This window comes from Chryseobacterium sp. SIMBA_029 (assembly GCF_046535275.1).
Classification (GTDB): domain Bacteria; phylum Bacteroidota; class Bacteroidia; order Flavobacteriales; family Weeksellaceae; genus Chryseobacterium.
Window position 1 is genome coordinate 142,202 of the sequence record NZ_JAWRXA010000002.1, and the last position, 19,787, is coordinate 161,988.

The window sequence follows — 19,787 nt, forward strand, 5'->3', positions numbered from 1 at the left end:
TGTTTTAATGATTTATTTTTTTGTGTATTCAAGGGTCAAGGTAAATGAGTTAATGACAGAATAGTCATAATTAGGTTCACCCAACAGCTCAATTGTAGCTCTCTCCCTTTCTACAGTAATGCAAACTTTTGTTCGCCATTGGTTTCCTGCGAATGTAGCATCTATTGCGTGCCATTCTGTAAACATCTCGTTGGAGATAATGATTTCAAGATCCGGAAATGCAGTTTTGAAATCAATTTCACCTGTTCTTGGGATCTGATCGAAAACCACCGTTTTTTTATAGACGGGCTTACCATTAATCCATGTTCCACCTGTTAATTCTTCTTTGGTAGTGTAGGAATGCTGTTTGTCTGCATATTTCTTTTGAATAAAAGAGTTGTCCTGATACATATCTCCATAATAATGAGAACCAATAATCCCAGAAAATCCTTGCTGCGTTCCCAGAAAGTCCATTCCTGATATAGTAACATTGCTGCTTGTATTAGGACTGTTGTTTATTTCAATTACCCCATCATCAAAGAAGGAGATATATGATCCCTGTACAGCTCCTTTGATTTCTCTGTTTCCATTTGTATTGTCAAGAACCAGATCTCCTGTTATAGGCTGACCTGTAGTGGTTCCTGTTCTTGGGATATATCCCGAAACATCCACCATTCCGGAGAGCTTATCCCAGCCAGGAATGCCGGTATTATTCAAGTTGTCAACCCAAACATAGTTTTCACCTGTGTCAAGTAAATTCCACACATCACCTACTGTTTGACCTGTTGTAGGTAAAGCCCCAAAATTGTTAATGGAACCCATTACACGATACGTCCTGCTCAATAGTGAATTAATTTGAGTCTGGTTATAGTAATTATTAAATATCCAACCACGTTGAACATAATCGTTATTACTTGTAGGAGTATATAGTTTTGCTGCTGTTATTCCTGCTGTGGGAGTTATTGTGATATCATCAGCATTTGAAGCGGGTGTTCCAATTTGTAGAAATCCGGCATTCATTCTAACCCAGCGATCTCCAAAATCACCGGTGATTAAAGCCCTATTTAATTGGCCTTGTTGGAAACTTCCAAAACTTCCATCGGCAGTATTGGAATATCCTGTTAATGTTTGGTTACCATGGATGACTAATTTATTGTTAACTGCTCCTTCACTCATTCCTGCTCCTGTACCAATAAAGACATTATTATTGCCTGTAACACCCGATCCGGCTGAAACACCAATCATAATATTTTTATCACCTAAATTGGATTGATTATTGGCTTTCCAGCCTATCAATGTATTAAGGTTTCCAGTTGTATTATAATAACCGGCACCCATTCCAACAAATGTATTTTTGTATCCGGTTGTAGTTCTGTTTCCGGCTTCATCACCAAGCATTGTATTTGAGTCACCCGTCGTACAGCTATTCCCTGAAGCCCAACCGAAATAGGCATTATGCTGGCCTGTGGTTAGTTTTTGTCCTGCATTTACTCCGACAGCAGTATTTAATGTACCTGTAGTGGTTGCTTCCAGTGCATAGGACCCAATACCAACATTTGACTGACCTGTGGTTAATGCTGATAAAGTATTATATCCGATACCAACTGTATAATAAGACAAATCATTATTGCTGTGGTTTCCAAAATAATGTGAATAGGAGTTTTTGTTAAAGTTCAATTCTCCGGCTCTTCCTTCGCCAGCATTGAAAACAATAGGTTTTACGGAAGAATTACCTCTGTCTATAACCGATTGTAATGTGTCATTGCCAGTAAAAGTTGGCTTATCATTCAGATCATTATAGCTGCCTGAAATACCAACTTTATGTATTTTTACTTTTTCGACACCTTCCTGAGCCAAAGAAACACTTCCATCTGGATTTGTAGCTGGAATAATACTAAATTCAGAAAGATTGATTGGAAACGAAGATCCGTCATTCTGAGTAATGGTAATGATATTTTGAGAGGCATCATATTCTGCATTCTCAATACTGATATCATTGGTTATCAAACTGCTTAAATCCACCGATTTACTTTGTTGAACAGCATTCTCTCCGACGTAAAATATCGTTAAAATATTTCCATTCAATTCAGGATTCTGAATTGATGTTTGTGTTTCTATTTTATCTTTCCAAAGCTGAGCATTTTGCGGGTTTATATTGGATGCATTTACATCTGCTTTTTTTGAAAAATCGTAATCTAATTTATCTGACGGGATTTTTTCATCTTTGTGCCAGTATGATTCCTGCCATTCCCAGAATTCTTCCTGTACCGGAATATCTCCGTTTTCGAAATATTTTTTTAGTTCTTCTTTTGTTTTCATTTTTCTTTTGTGTTTTTAATTGTTATAAATCTACATAGCGCATTATTACTGCTGTTTCTGGAATGCCTGCATTACTTAAGTCTAATCCGTTAAGGGCAGACACCGTTTTAAGAGATGGAATGTTAAATGCATTTTGTCCTACTGATTTTACTGAACTGGGGATGTATAAGTCAGTCAAATTCTTATTGTTTAGAAATTGAAAAGCACTGTCTCCAATTATTTCTACTCCTTTTTCTAATATTAGTTCTGATACATCTGCAACAGCACTGTTGAATGCATTGGCTTCAATAACTTTGCATGATCCCGGAATTTTTAGAGATCCTCTCAAGTACTGGGCACCAAAAGCATTAGCTCTAATTGTCTCTAGTGATTGAGGAAATTGAATTTTTGTAATACGATTTTGTGAACTTAAGTTAAACCTAAAGCCTCCGATAATCTTAATACCTTCCGGAAAAACTATAATAGAATCATTACCCGTAATTTCTGTGCTGTCAGTTGGAGAATAAGTAAATTCTAGATAAGTGATTAAATTCAGGGCATTATTACCTAGCTTTTCACTCTTGTGCCAGTAAGAGTCCAGTAAGGCCCAAAAATCTTCTTGTGTAGGCTTGTCTCCGTTTTCGAACTGGAGTTTTAATTCTTCTTTTGTTTTCATAAAATTGTGTGATTTTTTAATATTAATATAGATTTGAAAGGTCTTTTCAATCCCTTCATTTTTTTGTTGTTTATATCTTTTTAAACACAGTTCTGGCTGTCCAGCATTTTGTGAATGGTGAATTCAAAGGTCTTTGTGAATGATTATAGGATGATGTCGGGTGTCTTGATTGGGTGTTTCAAAGGTAATTCCGGACAGCGACAGAACTTGACGTGTTTTTAAAAAGCTTTATATTATTTCTTATTCAAAAATATCATGTTCAAAATCTTCCCTGAAGAAGTTTTCGATATCGTTAAGATAATTTTCGTAGTCTATCTCTGTGTTTTCGATGTCGCTCCATTCGATAGTATAGAGTTCCTGATCAAGGGGTAAGTCTGGGTTGTAATCGGTATTTTCCATAGGTTGTATTTGTGTATTTGTGTTGAAATTTGAACATAATTCTGGTTGTCCAGCATGTGTTGGTGTTGAATTCAAAGGCTTTAAAAGTTTTTATGGATTGCTATTTTGTGTCTTTGCTTATACTTCAAAGGTAGTAGAGGAGGGCGACAAAACTTGACGTGTTATTTTAATGTTTTTAATTTTCTATTTTATCTTCTGTTCCTTTTTAGTATTTCAAAGATAAGTTTGGGAGGCGTCAAAACATGACGTGTGAAATATTATTTCTTACTTAATTTCTTAAAAATGAAAATCAGATTATCATAAGCTTTTAAGCTAATATTGATAGGTTATAAGGGTAAAAGCTTATATTTTGTTTTTAATGAGCTTCTGAACGATCTGGTTCAGCGTTTCCCTGTTGTCATCAATATAGCTTAAGCCTGCTTGTATCAGGTTTTCTATATTAGATCTTCGTACATCATCCATACTTGGCGATGCATTTTTCAGAGATGGATTAATCCGGTAATAATTTTTCTGATTTCTCTGGCCCAACGTCTGGAACATTTGACAAAGCTGATAATCTACCGTTTCTGCATTGGCAGACATTAAAATATCAATAATAGGATTTACCCAGCCGATTTTTCCGGCTTTTTCCAGTTTTTTGAAAGAATAGGAGCGTGATTCAATTCCTGTTCCGATCGAAATAATGATCATATCATTAACGGAAGGGTGATTGGCTTTCTGGTGATTCTTCAACACTTCAGCAAAAGGAATTTTTCTTGCTTCAGCATAAGCGCAAAGCGCCGGATTATTGGCAAACATTCCACCATCTATCAGACTGAAGATTTGGCCGTACATTGATTTGATCTGTACCGGAGTGAAGTAAGTGGGCGCTGCTGAGGTTGCCCGGCAGATGTCTTTCACATAAAAATTATCAGTACTTAGATTGGCTTTCCATGAATTAAACAGCTTTGCTCTTCGGTTTTCAATATCGTAACTGGTGATCAGACATGGTTTTATAAGTTCCTTTAATTCAAGATGCCCAAAAAAGTCATTCAGATTTTTTTCAAGTTCTTCCTGAGAGATTTTTTCATTGAGAAGACCGAACGGATTGATCATTTTCTCCCAAAAAGAAACCTGAAATATGTCGCCACCCTTTTCAGCATATAATTCTAATCCTTTTTGGATTGAATATTTAGCTTTTCGGTGTTCATCAGGACATAGAATGATGGAAGCGATCAGACCTCCCGTGCTGCTTCCTGCTACAAGATCAAAATAATCTCCGAGCTTGGCAGTCGGCTTATCATAATACTGCAGCTGTTCTTCTATATAGCGTAAAATAATACAGGTAATAATGCCTCTTATTCCGCCGCCGTCCAAAGAAAGAATAGTTGTTTTTTTCATTGTTTCTACTGTTTTTTCTGGTAAAGTAAAGGTAGTCAGGGACGGCGACAGAACGTGTCGTGTTTTAATTAATTTCAAATAAAAGAGAATTAAAATGCAACATAATTTTGCTTGTCCCTGGGCATTTTAGAAAGCATTCTCCAGCTGGTTTTTAATACTCCTTTTTTAGTAGAAATGCTCTTTTTTTCAAAGTGGGGAAGGTCTTTAAAGGTCTTCCAGTTTCCACCCCAGTCCCAGCCATGTTTTGCAAAGATTTTCACACATTCATACCAGTCGGCGATTTTATCATTATCCCAGTCTTTTACCGTGTCCCAGCTGGCTGTTTTTCCGTCAATCATTAAGCAGATGTCAACGGCGAGGCCATAATTATGAATGCTTTGTCCAGCTTTGGCATTGGTCACTTTTTTCCCTGAAGTAATTCTTCCTATGGCATAGAGTTTTTCCTGCTCCTCAAAAGTTCGTAACCCCTGGGTAATTCTAATTTTGGCCCTTCCGGTAAGAGATTCGTCACATTCTTTAATGATCTGTTTTGCTTCTTCCCGTACAGCGGGATGAAGTTTTTCAATCCTTTCTAAACTTACTTTGTCCATAATTGTATATTTTTTGTTATAAAGCAAAAGTATATCATGATTGCGACTAAACTTGACGCATTAAATTAAATTTATAATCTTTAATTAAGAAAATATGAAAAATATTGTTTCATTGAGAAACTCTGAAGATTCATTTAAAATTGAGTTTGGATAAGATCAGCAAATAAGATCATAAAAAAGCGAATTGCCTGTATATTTGTAAAAGGAAAGCTGTGTGATAATCAGACTTTCACTCAAAGAAATAAAAACACAATACTATAATGCACACCATCTTACCTTTTTTTCTGGCAATGATAGCGGCTATTGTGCTGCTGAATATATTTGCAGCCAAATTAAAAATAGCCTATCCTATTTTACTGGTTGTCTTTGGCCTGCTTGTAAGCTTTATGCCTGGCTTGCCTGTAATAAAAATCAATCCTGATCTTATCTTTTTTATCTTTTTACCGCCCCTTTTGTTTGAAGCTTCATGGGCCATTTCCTTTAAGGAGATGAAAAGATGGTGGCGGATTATCGGGAGTTTTGCTTTTTTGGTTGTGTTTTTTACAGCACTCTCCGTGGCGGTGGCAGCTAACTATTTTATTCCCGGATTTACGATTGCATTAGGATTTTTATTAGGCGGAATCGTGTCTCCTCCTGATGCCGTGAGTACGGGAGCAATCATGAAATTTGTAAAAATACCCAATTCTACTTCTGCGATTCTGGAAGGAGAAAGTTTATTAAATGATGCCTCTTCATTGATCATTTTTCGGTTTGCACTCATTGCGGTAGGGACCGGGCAGTTTGTTTGGCAGGAAGCTTCTCTAAGCTTTTTATGGATGTTGATCGGTGGTGCCGGAATAGGTCTTTTGCTGGCCTGGATTTTTGTGGAAGTACACAAGCGTCTGCCAACAGAACCCTCTTCGGATATTGCATTAACCCTGATTGAGCCTTATCTGATGTATTGGATTGCAGAACAGTTTCATAGTTCGGGAGTGCTGGCTGTAGTATGTGGCGGCTTATATATGTCAGCCAGACGGTTGATATTTTTAAACAGTGCCAGCCGTATAAAAGGATACAGCGTCTGGGAAAGTTTTGTTTTTATTTTAAATGGAATTGTGTTTTTAATCATTGGTTTGGAACTTCCTGATATTGTAGGAGGACTTCGATTTGAAGGAATCCCTTTGGCGACCGCGATTAAATATGGGCTGCTTGTAACAGGTATTCTCATTGCAGCAAGAATAATAAGTTCCTATGCTGCAATGCTTGCTACGTTTATTTTTAGACCTAGCGTAGCCCCGCGGGCATCTTCCAGAAGACGGCAGATGATGATGCCGCTCTTGCTGGGTTGGACCGGTATGCGGGGAGTTGTATCACTTGCCGCCGCACTCGCGATTCCTATTACCCTTGAAAATGGAACTCCTTTTCCCAATAGAAACCTGATTCTGTTTATTACGTTTGTTGTCATTCTGGTTACGTTGCTGGTTCAGGGGCTCACGCTGCCTTATTTAATAACGAGGGGGCGCTTATTTCAGGATTTCGTGAATGAGGAAAAAGAAGAGCTTACCCGACAAAGAATAAAAAGAGAACTGAAAGAACATGGTTATCATTTTCTTAAAAATAAACATGAAAAAGAACTGAACGGCCATGCGGGAATAGAGCGAATGCTGGAGCATTGGGAAGAAAAAATGAAGGCAGATGATGTGGGATGGATGAACGAGAAAAACAAAACGATTATCGTTGAAATGCTCGAGAGCCAAAGACAATATCTTTCAGAGCTTAATAAAGACATATCGATTGATGAAGAAGTAATCCGGCAACAGTTATATCAGATTGATTTGGAAGAAGAACGCCTTAAAATTATCTGATATAGGCCATTGGGGCTTCAAAGCTAAAGGTTTCATACGACAAAACTTGACGTATTTTAAATAATTGATATTTTGACAGTTATGTTGTTAATGGTAATGTTAAAGTTATAATTAACGATCATTTTCTATTGAAAATAGCATAATTTTGTGTCTTACAATATTCAGTTTTTATCATGTATGCTTTAGTCGACTGCAATAATTTTTTTGTTTCATGCGAACGGACTTTGGATCCCACGCTTGAAAACAAGCCCGTTGTGGTGCTCTCCAACAACGACGGATGTGTCGTGTCCAGAAGCAGAGAAGCAAAAGAACTTGGCATTCCGATGGCGGCGCCTGCGTTTAAGTATAAACAGCTTTTCAAGGAACATGACGTAAAAAGTTTTTCTGCAAAATTTGAGCTTTATAACTTTAAAAGCCAGGAAGTCATGAAGATTGCACAATCGTATGTTCTGGAATATGAAGTTTACAGCATCGATGAGCTTTTTTTGGAATTATCAGGATTTAAATACATTAATCTGCATGATTACTGCCTGGGAATCAGAAATGAAATTCAGGAAAAAGCAAAGATACCCGTAAGCATAGGAGTGGCACCTACCAAAACATTATGTAAGGTGGCCAACAGAATTGTTAAAGAATATCCCGAGCAGTTTAAGGGCCTTTATATGCTGGATACCCCGCAAAAAATTGAAAAAGCTTTAAAATGGCTCAACATTGAAGATGTCTGGGGAATCGGCCGGAGGCTGGCTGTTAAAATGAAGGACAGTGGAGTTCATAAAGCATGGGATCTGCTTCAAAAACCTGAAATGTGGGTTCGAAAAGTCATGGGAATTCATGGCATAAGAATGATTAATGAACTCAAAGGAATCCGCCAGCTTGAACTAGATACTCCCTCTCCGAAAAAATCAATTGCTGTTACCAGAAGCTTTATGGAGATGCTGACGAAAAAAGAAGAAGTCCGGGAACGGGTAGAAACTTTTGGAATGTACTGTTCCGAAAGATTGAGAAAGCAAAATACCTGCTGTAAAATGGTGACTGTTTTTGTCCAGACGAACCGTTTTAGAAGTGACTTGCCCGAATACAAAAATGCCGTTACACAGATTCTTCCGAATCCTACCAATTCATCCATTATCATCGGGAGGGTAGTCCATGAGCTTTTTGAAGCTATTTATAAAGAAGGATTTCATTATAAAAAAGCTGGCGTATTGGTGAATGATTTTGTCCCTGAAAATGAACGGCTGATCAGTCTTTTTGAAGAAGATACCCAAAACCAGCATTTGCCCGTAATGAAAGCGATGGATGCGATGAACAAAAAGTTTGGAAAAGATAAAGTGCGTCTGGGAAGCATGAGCGGTGAAAATACTTTCGGACGCGCCAAATTATCTCCGGAATATGAAGCTTTTTTAAAAAACAATATACTTCCGGAAGCCAACTTCAGATTTCATTAGATATGAATGATGGCGCTATACTTTTTCATGATCCTTATCGAAAAATTGAGTGAGCTCGTTTACCAGGAATTTTACCTGATCTGGTCTTCCCCTGTCATTTTTGGGAAGATTGTTATAGCTTCCTGTTCTTACAATAACCATCTTATATTCGGGAACCATAATAATATACTGCCCCTGAAGCCCTAAAAAATAATAATGCTTTACCGGATTATCATTATTGATCCAAAGCCCCATTCCATAGATTTCTTTGGACTTTTCGGTAGGAGTTCGCATCTGCTCGATGAAATCAAGATTTAAAATCTGTTCATCATCCACTTTTCCATCATTTAGAAACAGTTGTCCCAGTTTTGCATAATCTCTCGCATTAGAATGGATGCAGCAATAGGTTTTTTCCATACCATGGCTGTCAACGCTCCATGTTGCATTCTGTTCCATACCCATAGGAATCCAGAATTTTTCTGATAAATAGCTTGCGAGTGACTGTTGTACTGCTTCTCTTACTGCAAAGCCTAGAAGCTGTGTAGATCCGCTTTGATACTCGTACTTTGTTCCCGGTTCTTCTTTGAATTTTCTTGAAAAAACAGTTTTGAGAAGATTGGTTCCGTAATAAGCTTTTGCATTGGGAAGGAAAGGATTGTTGTAATTCTCATCCCAGTCGAGCCCTGCTTCCATCTGAGCCAGATTTTTCAGGGTGACGTTATTTCCAAACGGCTTATCCTTAAATTCGGGATAAAAAGAAGACATCTTTTCGCTGAGGTTTTTAATTTTACCCTCTTCAAGCGCTTTTCCCAAAAGCATTACCGTAACGGCTTTCGCCATAGAAAAAGAATTGGTATGTGAAAGCTGGTTATAGCCGTCCCAATACTGTTCATGAAGGATTTTCCCATGTTTAATGACCACAAAAGCGGCGGTATGGGCATGCTTTAGGTCATCAATGATATGTTGCGGTAGTTCATGTTGATTATATTCAGGGTCTTCTTCCCATATTTTGGGAGTTTCCGTCGTAATAAGATGGCTGGGAAAAAGTTTTCCGTCATCAATATAGGCGCTCGACTTGCCTTTAAGATAGGTTTTGGAAATTCCACTGAACAGATAGTCATATCCTAAGAGGTAGGCAGCAGCCACTACAGCAGCAGTTCCACCTACAACATATTTTAATATTTTCATGTGAATCGGTCTTAAACAAATTTAAAATAATTTTGATAAGAAAGAAGGAATCGTACTGTCAAATAAGTTATTTTTGCGATTATTTGATGAAAAAATATGACTGGAAAATACATTACATTTCTATTCTTTTTCTTATCTGTGATCTGTTTCGGACAAAACTATAAAGCTGTGGATACTGCAGATTACGTTCAGAGAAAGAGTTTTTTGACGACTTTCAACAACAATAACGACACCTTTATCAGAAAGGTAAGGTCTGACTATTCAGGAAAAGGAGGAGCACAACTCGCCAGAATCTATAAAGAATTTGGTGCTGATTTTGAAAAACAGGTTAAAAACAAAGATTTTATCTTCAAATCAGAGTTTGATGTGAGTATAAAATCCCTGATTGCACGCTTACGAAAGAATAACACTAAAGTTCCGCAGGATTTAAAGATATTGATTGCCAAAGATAATACTCCCAACGCGTATTGCCTTGCAGACGGGACTTTTGTGATCAATATGGGTCTGTATAACTGGCTCGCCAATGAAGAGCAGATTGCAGCGGTTATTTCTCATGAGCTTGGGCATAAAATTGACGGCCACTCATTTAAAGCTTTTGTAGCGATTATTGAACAGAATGAGGTGGATAAAATTACCCTTCAGAATATAAAAACGACCACGGAAGCACGTAGCCAGAGCCTGAACCAGAAAGCTTTTGATATTTTTAAAAACAGGGTGTACAAAAAAGGAGCAGAAAGACGGCTTCATGAGATGCAGGCTGATTCACTGGGATATACGATTTTTAAAAGCGGTGATTTCAAAAAAGGTGATTTTGTGAATGCGCTTCAAAGACTGCAGGATTTTGATACGATTTCACCGAATCAGCTAAAAATGGAAACGTATAAAAAGTTTTTTGACCTTCCCAAGCAGGCATTCAATGATAAATGGATGCAAAAGGAGGATTTCTCCCTGTACAACTATAATTTTTATAAAGAAAAACTGAGTAAAGATTCGTTGGCTTCCCATCCCGAAATGGACAAAAGAATTGAAAGGCTCAAAAAAATATTTCCTGAATTAAAGACTGCCGTTGAACCCGGAACACCTTCTGAAGCGTATCTTGCTTTACAAAAGACGGCAAGAATGGAGATCCTTCCGAATTACTTCCATTCCGAGGATTATGGATTGGGAATTTATACATGCCTTCAGTTTTTACAGGACGGAGAAGAGGAACAATATTATAAAGGCTGGCTCGGAAGATGTTTTACCAAAATATATGAGGCCCGGAAAAATTATAACCTTAACCGATACCTGGATAGGGTAGAACCTAAGGGTCAGAGTGAAAGCTACCAGCAGTTCCTTAATTTTATGTGGAATTTAAGTCTGGATGAGGTTAAAAACATTGCAGACTATTATCAAACCAATGCACCAATAAAAGAATCCTGATCACTGATCAGGATTCTCTGTTTTTAATAGTTTAGTTTTTCTAAACGGATCTTATTGAATTTCTCTTTCTCGTTATATTCCCTGAGAAGAATATATCCTTCTTTTCCAACGTACGGAGTAACGATATAATTGTCCTTTTCTGAAATAGGAATGATTTCCTGTTTGAATTTCCCACCGATTACGGTATTAATGAACAGGTTCCACTTTTTCTGTTTGGTAACTCCATCCTTTTGGTAGTCGCGGTAGAAGAAAACCACGTCTTTTCCATTGTTGAGGTATTGTGAGAAAAGGTAATCACTGTTTACCCATCTTGTTTTTTCTTTTTCAAAAACCTTTATTTCTTTGATTTTAAAATCTTTATCGGTGTATACGTACACAAGGTCTGTCGTTTTAGGTGCATTATACTGTCCTTCAGGTTTAAATTTTTCTGCAAGGATACCCACGCTGCCGTCACTCATGAAATAAAGATCTTTCGATTGCAGCATATAGCCGCTTTCTACATATCCTAATGCGCTAATCTTCGGAAGGTGCGCTGCGAAATCCGGTTTAAAGTATAATGCCTTTGTATCAACGGTGAAATCAGATTTATTGACCATTAATCTTGCGTACCCTACAAAATCATTTTTAGCATAGTTTCTTCCTACCAGCACAATTTTATCGTCAAAGGTTTTATCATTATCGATGCTTCCCGTGTATCCGGAGTAAAAAGAATCAATCAAATCTATGGTATCGTCAGAAAGTCCGGTGATAGGCTTATTAGCTGTTTCTTTTCCTGTTTTCATATCGAGAACCACCAGGCTGAATACTTTTTTTCCGTCATCTACTTTCTTGATGATAGAGTAGATATAGTTTTCATCTTTTTCAATAACAGATAAGGTAGAAAATACTTTTTTATCGCCGTTGGTGTTGTACTTATACCTCCAGACTTCCTTTTTATTATTGTCAAACTTAATCAGGCTGTTGTTGTTGATATACTTTCCGAAGTCTTTATATTCAATGGCAAAATAACCTCCTTCTTTTATTTCTCCTACGGCAGAAACATAGTTATATCCTTTTTCTCTTTTTTCTTCACGGTTTTCCTTGCGTTCTTCCTTCCAGTTTTTGGGTTGGTTGATTTCTTTAAAGGTACCGTCTTCCAGGTAATCGTAATATACTTTTCGGGTAATCGTATTGGTTTTAGGATCTATGACCATAGAAACCGGGGTGAAAAGCTCCCTGTTTTTAACCAGAGAATAATCCATCATGGAAGGTCTCAGGATAATCTGCCCTTTAAAATCAACGTATCCCTGATACGATGCTGCGGTAATGTCGCCTTCAAACTCCTTATTGGCAACAGGGTTGAGGTTTTTATCCAGTATAACGTATTCAAACTTTTTGGTTTTATCACCGGATTTTCCGTAAGAATATAGAGAAACGTAACCGTAAAGATTGTCTTTATCATCAAATAGGGCATTCATGCCTACATGATCTCCGGAAGCCAGCGTCGTCAGGTCCTGAGTTTGGGAAAATGCAAATGTCTGGATGAGCCCAAACATAATCAGAGTTATTTTTTTCATGGTTAAAATTTGAATGCTAAAAATACAGAATTAGTAAAAAGAAAATTTAATAATTTAACCTTTCCAGACGAATTTTATTGTATTTCTCTTTTTCATTGAGTTCCTGAAGAAGAATATATCCCTCTTTAGCATTGTAAGGAATGACAAAATTGTTTTCTGAAGACATGGGCAGGATTTCCTGTTTGAATTGTCCGTTTATAAATGTATTAATATAAAGATTCCACTTTTTTTCTCTGTTTTTCTTCTCTGTATTAGCATAAAAGAAGGCAAGATCTTTTTTGTCGTTCAAATATTGTGAAAAAAGATAAGTGCTGTTTTTCTGAGAAGGATAAGTTTTGATATTCCTTAGATTCATATCAGGATCATAATCCATCACTACAAGATCTGAAACGTCATTCTTTCTTCTGTTGATTTTTTGTAAAATCACAAAGACGTCATTATTTTGTAAGAAATTGACAGATTGTATATCCAGATCTTTTGAATCAAATGGATCTTTTAATTCTTCAATATCTTTATGATCTTTATAAATGTCCTGCAGATTGATCTCATTAAAAGATAGCTGATTCAAGCTTTTTTCATAAGTGAGCTTTACAAAACCTTCAATATTTGTAGAGCTTCCGGAATATTTTAATAATGATGTTAGTTTTTTGTCAGTATTATATTTGCTGTTGATAGGCCCATCAACAGAATCTAAAGTAATATAAAGATGAGTTTCATAGGGAAATGGAAGTTTATTTAAAGGCTTGCCTGTCTTAATGTCAAAAACCATAAAATAGTATTCAGGATCCCCTTCCTGGTATTTAAATATTTTTGCGATTAAAACATCATCGTCATAATTGGCAACTTTAAACTTGACAGAATTATTTTTATGATCCTTATCAAAAAATCTATATTCCCAGAGTTTCTGGTGATCCTTATTGAAAAGACTTACCATGATATCTTTAGAACCGGATTTTTCATCTTTAAATTCTGAAATAATAGTCTGCCCGTTGTCTAGTTCTACAATTTCAGAATATAATTTGTATCCTTTTTCTTTTTTTAGGTCTTTATTGTCGTCTTTTATTTCTTTATTCGTTTTTGAAGATGAAATAAATGTCAGGTTGGTTCCGTCATACTCCAGCTTATCCTTCTTTTTGATTTGATAATCGCTAAGATTAATAACAAAATCTGAAGGAATATAAAATGATTTATCAAAAGCGAAGTCATAGATTTTGAAAGAAGGAGTGATTACAACCTGTTTCGTGGAGTTGAGATAAGGATAATATTCAACGGCAGTCTCATCACTTTCAAAATTTCCTGTTGAAAGAGAATTGAGATTTTTATCAAACAAAATATATTCTAATTTGTTTTTCTTCTTATCACTTTCTGTCTTACCAAGATCGTAAAGAGCCAGGTATCCAAAAAGATTTTTTTCGCGGTCTGAAATGGATTGTAACCCTAAGTATTTTCCCTGTGCAATTTTTGCAAGATCTTGAGACTGAGAATGAAAAAGCCCATAGGATAGGCCTAGCATAAGGCAGATTATTTTTTTCATGGTTTGTATTTTTTACAAAAATAATCATTTCTGCTATATGTTTTTCAGGAAATAAAAAAAGCCCTGAAACCAGGGCTTTTCAATTATATTTTAGAAAGTAAATTTCTGAAGTTTGTTTTCTCATCAATGATTCTTCTCAACTCTGAAACAGGAACTCTTTCCTGCTGCATTGTGTCTCTGTCTCTGATGGTTACGGTATGGTCCGTTAAAGAATCGTGATCAACCGTGATACAGTAAGGAGTACCGATGGCATCCTGTCTTCTGTAACGTTTTCCGATAGCATCCTTTTCTTCATAGAACAGGTTGAAATCGTATTTCAGATCGTTGAAAATAGTTTCTGCATATTCTGCTAATCCATCTTTTTTCATTAATGGTAAGATTGCTGCTTTCACAGGAGCTAAAGCAGGAGGAAGTGATAATATCGTTCTTTCTGAACCGTCTTCCAGTACTTCATCTTTTAAGCACGTAGAGAAAATAGAAAGAAATAATCGGTCTAATCCTACTGAGGTTTCCACTACATAAGGAACATAGTTTTCATTTCTTTCAGGATCGAAGAACTGAAGTTTTCTTCCTGAATGCTTTTCATGAGCTTTTAAGTCGAAATCCGTTCTTGAGTGAATTCCTTCCAGTTCTTTAAATCCGAATGGGAAGTTAAATTCAATATCAGCTGCCGCATTGGCATAATGGGCTAATTTTTCATGATCATGGAATCTGTAGTTGTCATTACCTAAACCAAGAGCAAGGTGCCAGTTCAGACGTTTTGTCTTCCAGTTTTCATAGAATTCCAGTTCTGTTCCCGGAGCTACAAAGAATTGCATTTCCATTTGTTCGAATTCACGCATTCTGAAAATGAACTGTCTTGCAACGATTTCATTTCTGAATGCCTTTCCGATCTGTGCAATACCGAAAGGAAGTTTATGACGGGATGTTTTCTGTACGTTTAAGAAATTTACAAAAATACCTTGAGCAGTTTCTGGTCTTAAATAAAGATCCATCGCACTGTCTGCAGAAGCCCCTAATTTAGTTCCAAACATCAGGTTGAATTGTCTTACTTCCGTCCAGTTTTTAGAACCCGTGTCAGGATCTGCAATTTCAAGTTCTTCGATAAGAGATTTTACGTCAGCAAGATCTTCATTCTCTAAAGATTTTGCCAGTCTTGAAAGAATAGCCTCTCTTTTTGCTCTGTATTCCAACACTTTTGGATTGGTTGCTTCAAATTGAGCCTTATCGAAAGACTCACCAAATCTTTTGGCAGCTTTTTCAATCTCTTTATTTTCTTTATCTTCAATTTTAGCACAGTAATCTTCCACTAAAACGTCTGCTCTGAAACGTTTTTTAGAATCTTTATTGTCAATCAATGGATCGTTGAAAGCGTCTACATGGCCGGATGCCTTCCATGTGGTAGGATGCATAAGGATTGCAGAATCAATACCCACAATATTTTCGTTAAGCTGTACCATTGCTTTCCACCAATATTGTTTGATATTATTTTTTAGTTCAGCCCCATTCTGACCGTAATCATAAACAGCGGATAAACCATCATAGATCTCACTGGAAGGGAAAATAAAACCATATTCTTTAGCGTGAGAAATCACTTTCTTGAAAACATCTTCTTGCTTTGCCATAATTTTTTAACGTCTGAGTTGCAAAAATAATGTTTTTTATCGGGAAAATATTAATATCGGTAAGAACCTACATTGGAGATGCTCATTAAAAAGTATCCGCCTAAACCAATAATCAATAAAATACCGGCAATAATCAATAATACAATTCTTATTGCCCTGTGTTTTTTAGGATCAGTAGCAGCTAATGTAATGGCGCCTGCAATGATAGAAATGACGATCAGTGATTCGAAAAAGCTAAAATAATCTGTCATAATTTTTAAACTTTTGTGTTCTTACGAATGTAGAGAAATTTTATGGAGATGTATTATTCTTGAAAATGAGTTTTTCAGGAGCCGGGAACCTGCTTTCCGCTCCATTCCGGGATTTCCATTGCAATCAGGGCTAGAGATATAAATAACAAGTTTTAACTGTGGTTATTTTTTTACTTCTGATTACGATCCGACAATTGCATAAATATGAATTATAATACGACAACTTTTGTCGTTTTCAGCATTGATATTTGCCTCAGGAAAAATCTAAAATAATACCTAAAAACAATATCAATGGACGAAAAAAAATATTTAAAAGACTATGATGACTTTGATAAGGAAAGTCAGGGAATATTGTTGGCATTTCAAAAGAATGTATTGACAGACACCTTACAACAAAACAGTTCATTTGTACAAGATGTATTCCCATCGAATACGGGTACCAATCTTTCAGAATCACTGTCAGAAATTACAGACTGGATTACAGATGAATATGTTGATTTGGATCGGTTAATCATAAAAATAAAAGCTTCGAATAATGGAATGAGTGATTATCAATTCACTTATAACCTGCAAGAGCTGAATGCTAACATTGAAAGTAAAAGTATTCAAAATAAGAGCGGTGGATTTATTCAGTTAAAAGTATATAGAAATCCTAAAGAAGGGAGCGTAAGTGTGAAATGGAAAGATGTACGGATAACTCAAAAAATAGATGTACGTAATAAGAAAATCTATTATCGGTTACATTTCTATTACGTAAATAGTACGGAAACAGCTTTTGTTCTAGAAACATCTTGGTATCAGGATTTCAGAGATTTGAATATACTGCTGAATTATGGAGATGTTGATAAATATGAATCGGATTACAACTATTTTCTCCAAAATTTTGCAACTGTTTTGCGTAATGAAAAAGATGCAGACAAATTGAAATTTATTTATGAAAATATTCCTGAATCTATTTTATCTAATCTGTCCAATTTTGTAGATAATGAAATATTAATCAATCATCTGGAAATACTTTCAAAAGATGATGATTCCGATCTGTTCAAAGATAGCAGTGCAGCAGTGATACAAGTTTTCAAGGCGTTTGAAGAGCCTATTCCTATTCTAAACTATTTCAGAGAAAACCCGGCAAAGCTTAACAGGATCTATTACAATCTGGACAAAAGCAGTGAATATAATGGGAAACCCTTAAGCAATCGTATGATCCTTGCCAATATTATGTTGGTTTTTTCGATGTTCTCAAAGAATACCAAACAAAAGAAAGCTGCCAAAACCTTTACGATTGGGAAAGAATACAAAATAAACAGTAATATTCTGGAGGGTGGCGTTTTTCAGCAGGATGGGGATAATTACCGGGATACATTTTTTCTGCAGCAGCAGAAAGAAGAAAATGTAACGTATAATATTCAAGGCAGCCAGACAATGGGGGGTGCAGGTGCTGGAAAAAGGACAATAACTACAGACATAGATGAAGGGGCACAATATTATCCTTTAGACATGGTGTACATTAATGATATAAGTGGAGAAAAAGAGATTTCTTATTTTGTTCCGGCGATCTACCTGAAAGCATTAGCAGATGCACAGGAATGGGAGGTTGTTTTACAGAATATCCGTATGGCGGCAGATATTGTAGCTGTGATTATTGGGATATTGACTTTACCAACGGGTAACCCTTATTTTCTTTTGCTTGCCGTTGCCGATATTTCTTTGGCAGGAACAGATTTTACCATACAGGCTTTTAGAGAAGAAATTCTAAAGTATGAAGGTGGAAAAGAGTTTTTAGATGCTTGGGAGAAGATATATATATATGGAGGGGCTGTATTAATCTCAGCCAATATTGTAAGTGGCTTTTATTTGGGAGCAGCGAAACTTCTTACAAAAATAGCAGATGTAGAAGTTAAAAATTATTTGAAATCTTTAGTAATCAAAATTGTTTTAGAAACTAATATTACTAATTTTACAGAAGACTCTATAAAATTATTATCTTCAGGCAAAGAAGCTTTTTTCAACTCTAATTATATGTTGAGAATGGTCCCAGTGCAAAGACTTATAGATAGAGATGTTCTTATTTTTTCCGGAAGATCTGCTGAAAGTAAAAGTTATTTGAACGAATATGTTTTTATTTATAAGGGAGAAAAAATAGCTGCCGGTCCTGCATCAGAGATTAATAAAAAATTGGCTGGAGCATTGAAAGCTGGTGCCAAAGATGAGGAAATTACTGCTTTTTTAGATAATTTGGAAAGACTTTCTAAAATAGAATCGGGAGAAGCTTTGGATAATATTTATGAGGTATTACCATTGTTGAATAAAAAAATAACTTTGGAAGATGGAAAAGAAATTTTAGTTAAGGTGTCTGAAACACATTGTGTTAATATGGTGATTGCGGTGGACGAATATCTGAGAACTGGAAAAATAACGACCGCTTTACCTTCAGATGTCCAAAATATTTTTGAATTAGAAAAAATATTTGGTGGTCCGTTTTTATCAATGGGAATTCCTTCAATAAATAAAGTTATGAAAGAAGGAGAGCGAGGGATAATTTTTGGTTATAGAGGATTTGATGTTGATGGGCATGTCTTTAATGTTATTAAGAAAGATAGAAAATTAATTTTTATTGATGGACAAAGTGGTACTAATGCAAATTTAGGAAATGGTTATATTAGTTTTAAATATTTAAGAACAAATTAAAAAAAGAAATTATGTTGACAAAAAACGAAATTGAAAAAATTGGACAAGAATATATTAATGAAATTCAAAAAAGAACGGGAATTGAAATGATAATTGTTTCTTATAGAACAATTGAGAAGCCATATGGATTTATATATTCTTATACCAGTAAAAAGTTATTTGAAACTAAAGATGATAGATACGCTGTAGCTGGTAATGCCCCTTTTTTAATAGAAAAAGAAACAGGGAATATTATTGTATTTGGTACTGCGAATATTCGAGAATATTATATTGAAGAATACGAAGCAGGGAGATGGCCTAAAAAATGACTTTGCAGACTACAAAAACAAGCTTTAGTAAAATAGAGGTATCTAAAAACAAATTATGTTAACAGAGCAAGAAATCTTGAAAATAGCAAAAAAGTATGTTTTAGATTCAGAAAAAGTATTTAAAATGCCTATGATTTTGTTAGAAGCATATACTATAAAGAAAAGTTATGGATATATCTTTTTTTATAATAGTAAAAAGAAGTTTGATAATCCAGAAAGTGACACTGAAATTCTAGGGAATGGCCCATTCATAGTTGAAATTAAATCAGGTCGAATAATTGAATTAGGAACAGCAAGATCTTCTGTATATTATATTGAAGAATATGAGTCGGGAAGATGGCCTAAATAATGTAACAGACTACGAAAGTAGTCTGTTTTTATTTTTGAATTAGAATAATGTTTAAGGCCGATTTTATATTTAAAAGAATAAAATTAGGATACGGATTATAACTAACGCAAAAGGTTTAATCAATCCTTTGAGGATTTGGAGATTACCTTATAAGATTATCTGAAATAGAAAATATGTAAATTGAAACCGTCAATATTGGCGGTTTTTTACATTAACATGAATTAGGCTTAAGCAATAAAGTAGTTATTACACAGGTTTTTCTGTTATAGATGTCTT

The 19,787-nt window shown here is 35.6% G+C and carries 16 protein-coding genes; 6 read left to right on the top strand and 10 right to left on the bottom strand.

From position 1 onward, the window contains the following. Positions 1–12: 12 nt before the first annotated feature. The 5 genes from SB679_RS03905 to SB679_RS03925 form a co-directional block, all read right to left on the bottom strand. Positions 13–2,298, bottom strand: a complete 2,286-nt coding sequence (locus SB679_RS03905) for a hypothetical protein (RefSeq protein ID WP_410700903.1) — start codon at positions 2,296–2,298, stop codon at positions 13–15. 22 nt (positions 2,299–2,320) lie between these two features. Next, positions 2,321–2,953, bottom strand: coding sequence for a leucine-rich repeat domain-containing protein (locus tag SB679_RS03910; protein WP_410700904.1), 633 nt, complete (start codon positions 2,951–2,953; stop codon positions 2,321–2,323). Between the two features lie 240 nt (positions 2,954–3,193). Continuing rightward, entirely contained in the window at positions 3,194–3,352 is a 159-nt protein-coding gene (locus tag SB679_RS03915; RefSeq protein ID WP_410700905.1) for a hypothetical protein, read from the bottom strand. A 342-nt stretch (positions 3,353–3,694) separates the two neighbouring features. Beyond that, entirely contained in the window at positions 3,695–4,732 is a 1,038-nt protein-coding gene (locus tag SB679_RS03920) for a patatin-like phospholipase family protein (protein WP_410700906.1), read from the bottom strand. An 89-nt stretch (positions 4,733–4,821) separates the two neighbouring features. After that, positions 4,822–5,322 (bottom strand): M15 family metallopeptidase, encoded by a 501-nt coding sequence (locus tag SB679_RS03925; RefSeq protein ID WP_410700907.1) that lies wholly within the window; start codon positions 5,320–5,322, stop codon positions 4,822–4,824. 260 nt (positions 5,323–5,582) lie between these two features. Here SB679_RS03925 and SB679_RS03930 point away from each other — a divergent pair, with 260 nt between their 5' ends. Then, complete coding sequence (locus SB679_RS03930) at positions 5,583–7,166, top strand: Na+/H+ antiporter (RefSeq protein WP_410700908.1); 1,584 nt, start codon at positions 5,583–5,585, stop codon at positions 7,164–7,166. Between the two features lie 173 nt (positions 7,167–7,339). Then, positions 7,340–8,611 (top strand): DUF4113 domain-containing protein, encoded by a 1,272-nt coding sequence (locus SB679_RS03935; protein WP_410700909.1) that lies wholly within the window; start codon positions 7,340–7,342, stop codon positions 8,609–8,611. Positions 8,612–8,626: 15 nt separating this feature from the next. Here the strand turns inward: SB679_RS03935 and SB679_RS03940 are convergent, their stop codons facing one another. Further along, positions 8,627–9,778, bottom strand: coding sequence for a serine hydrolase domain-containing protein (locus SB679_RS03940; protein ID WP_410700910.1), 1,152 nt, complete (start codon positions 9,776–9,778; stop codon positions 8,627–8,629). 96 nt (positions 9,779–9,874) lie between these two features. Between SB679_RS03940 and SB679_RS03945 the strand changes: the two genes are divergently transcribed. After that, the gene (locus SB679_RS03945; protein WP_410700911.1) at positions 9,875–11,200 is read left to right on the top strand and encodes a M48 family metalloprotease; all 1,326 of its coding nucleotides are present in this window, start codon (positions 9,875–9,877) and stop codon (positions 11,198–11,200) included. 23 nt (positions 11,201–11,223) lie between these two features. On the opposite strand, the gene SB679_RS03950 is transcribed toward SB679_RS03945, so the two are convergent. From SB679_RS03950 to SB679_RS03965, 4 genes are all read right to left on the bottom strand, one after another. Next, on the bottom strand, positions 11,224–12,756 hold the full coding sequence (locus SB679_RS03950; RefSeq protein WP_410700912.1) for a hypothetical protein: 1,533 nt from the start codon (positions 12,754–12,756) through the stop codon (positions 11,224–11,226). A 46-nt stretch (positions 12,757–12,802) separates the two neighbouring features. Next, on the bottom strand, positions 12,803–14,290 hold the full coding sequence (locus tag SB679_RS03955) for a hypothetical protein (RefSeq protein ID WP_410700913.1): 1,488 nt from the start codon (positions 14,288–14,290) through the stop codon (positions 12,803–12,805). 83 nt (positions 14,291–14,373) lie between these two features. Next, entirely contained in the window at positions 14,374–15,915 is a 1,542-nt protein-coding gene (locus SB679_RS03960; RefSeq protein ID WP_410700914.1) for a glycine--tRNA ligase, read from the bottom strand. A 50-nt stretch (positions 15,916–15,965) separates the two neighbouring features. Continuing rightward, entirely contained in the window at positions 15,966–16,166 is a 201-nt protein-coding gene (locus tag SB679_RS03965) for a hypothetical protein (protein ID WP_410700915.1), read from the bottom strand. A 291-nt stretch (positions 16,167–16,457) separates the two neighbouring features. Here SB679_RS03965 and SB679_RS03970 point away from each other — a divergent pair, with 291 nt between their 5' ends. From SB679_RS03970 to SB679_RS03980, 3 genes are read left to right on the top strand one after another with little or no spacing between them, the layout of a single operon-like run. After that, the gene (locus SB679_RS03970; protein WP_410700916.1) at positions 16,458–18,854 is read left to right on the top strand and encodes a hypothetical protein; all 2,397 of its coding nucleotides are present in this window, start codon (positions 16,458–16,460) and stop codon (positions 18,852–18,854) included. An 11-nt stretch (positions 18,855–18,865) separates the two neighbouring features. Next, positions 18,866–19,162, top strand: a complete 297-nt coding sequence (locus SB679_RS03975; RefSeq protein ID WP_410700917.1) for a YrhB domain-containing protein — start codon at positions 18,866–18,868, stop codon at positions 19,160–19,162. A 55-nt stretch (positions 19,163–19,217) separates the two neighbouring features. Then, the gene (locus tag SB679_RS03980; RefSeq protein ID WP_410700918.1) at positions 19,218–19,511 is read left to right on the top strand and encodes a hypothetical protein; all 294 of its coding nucleotides are present in this window, start codon (positions 19,218–19,220) and stop codon (positions 19,509–19,511) included. The last annotated feature ends 276 nt before the right edge of the window (positions 19,512–19,787 follow it).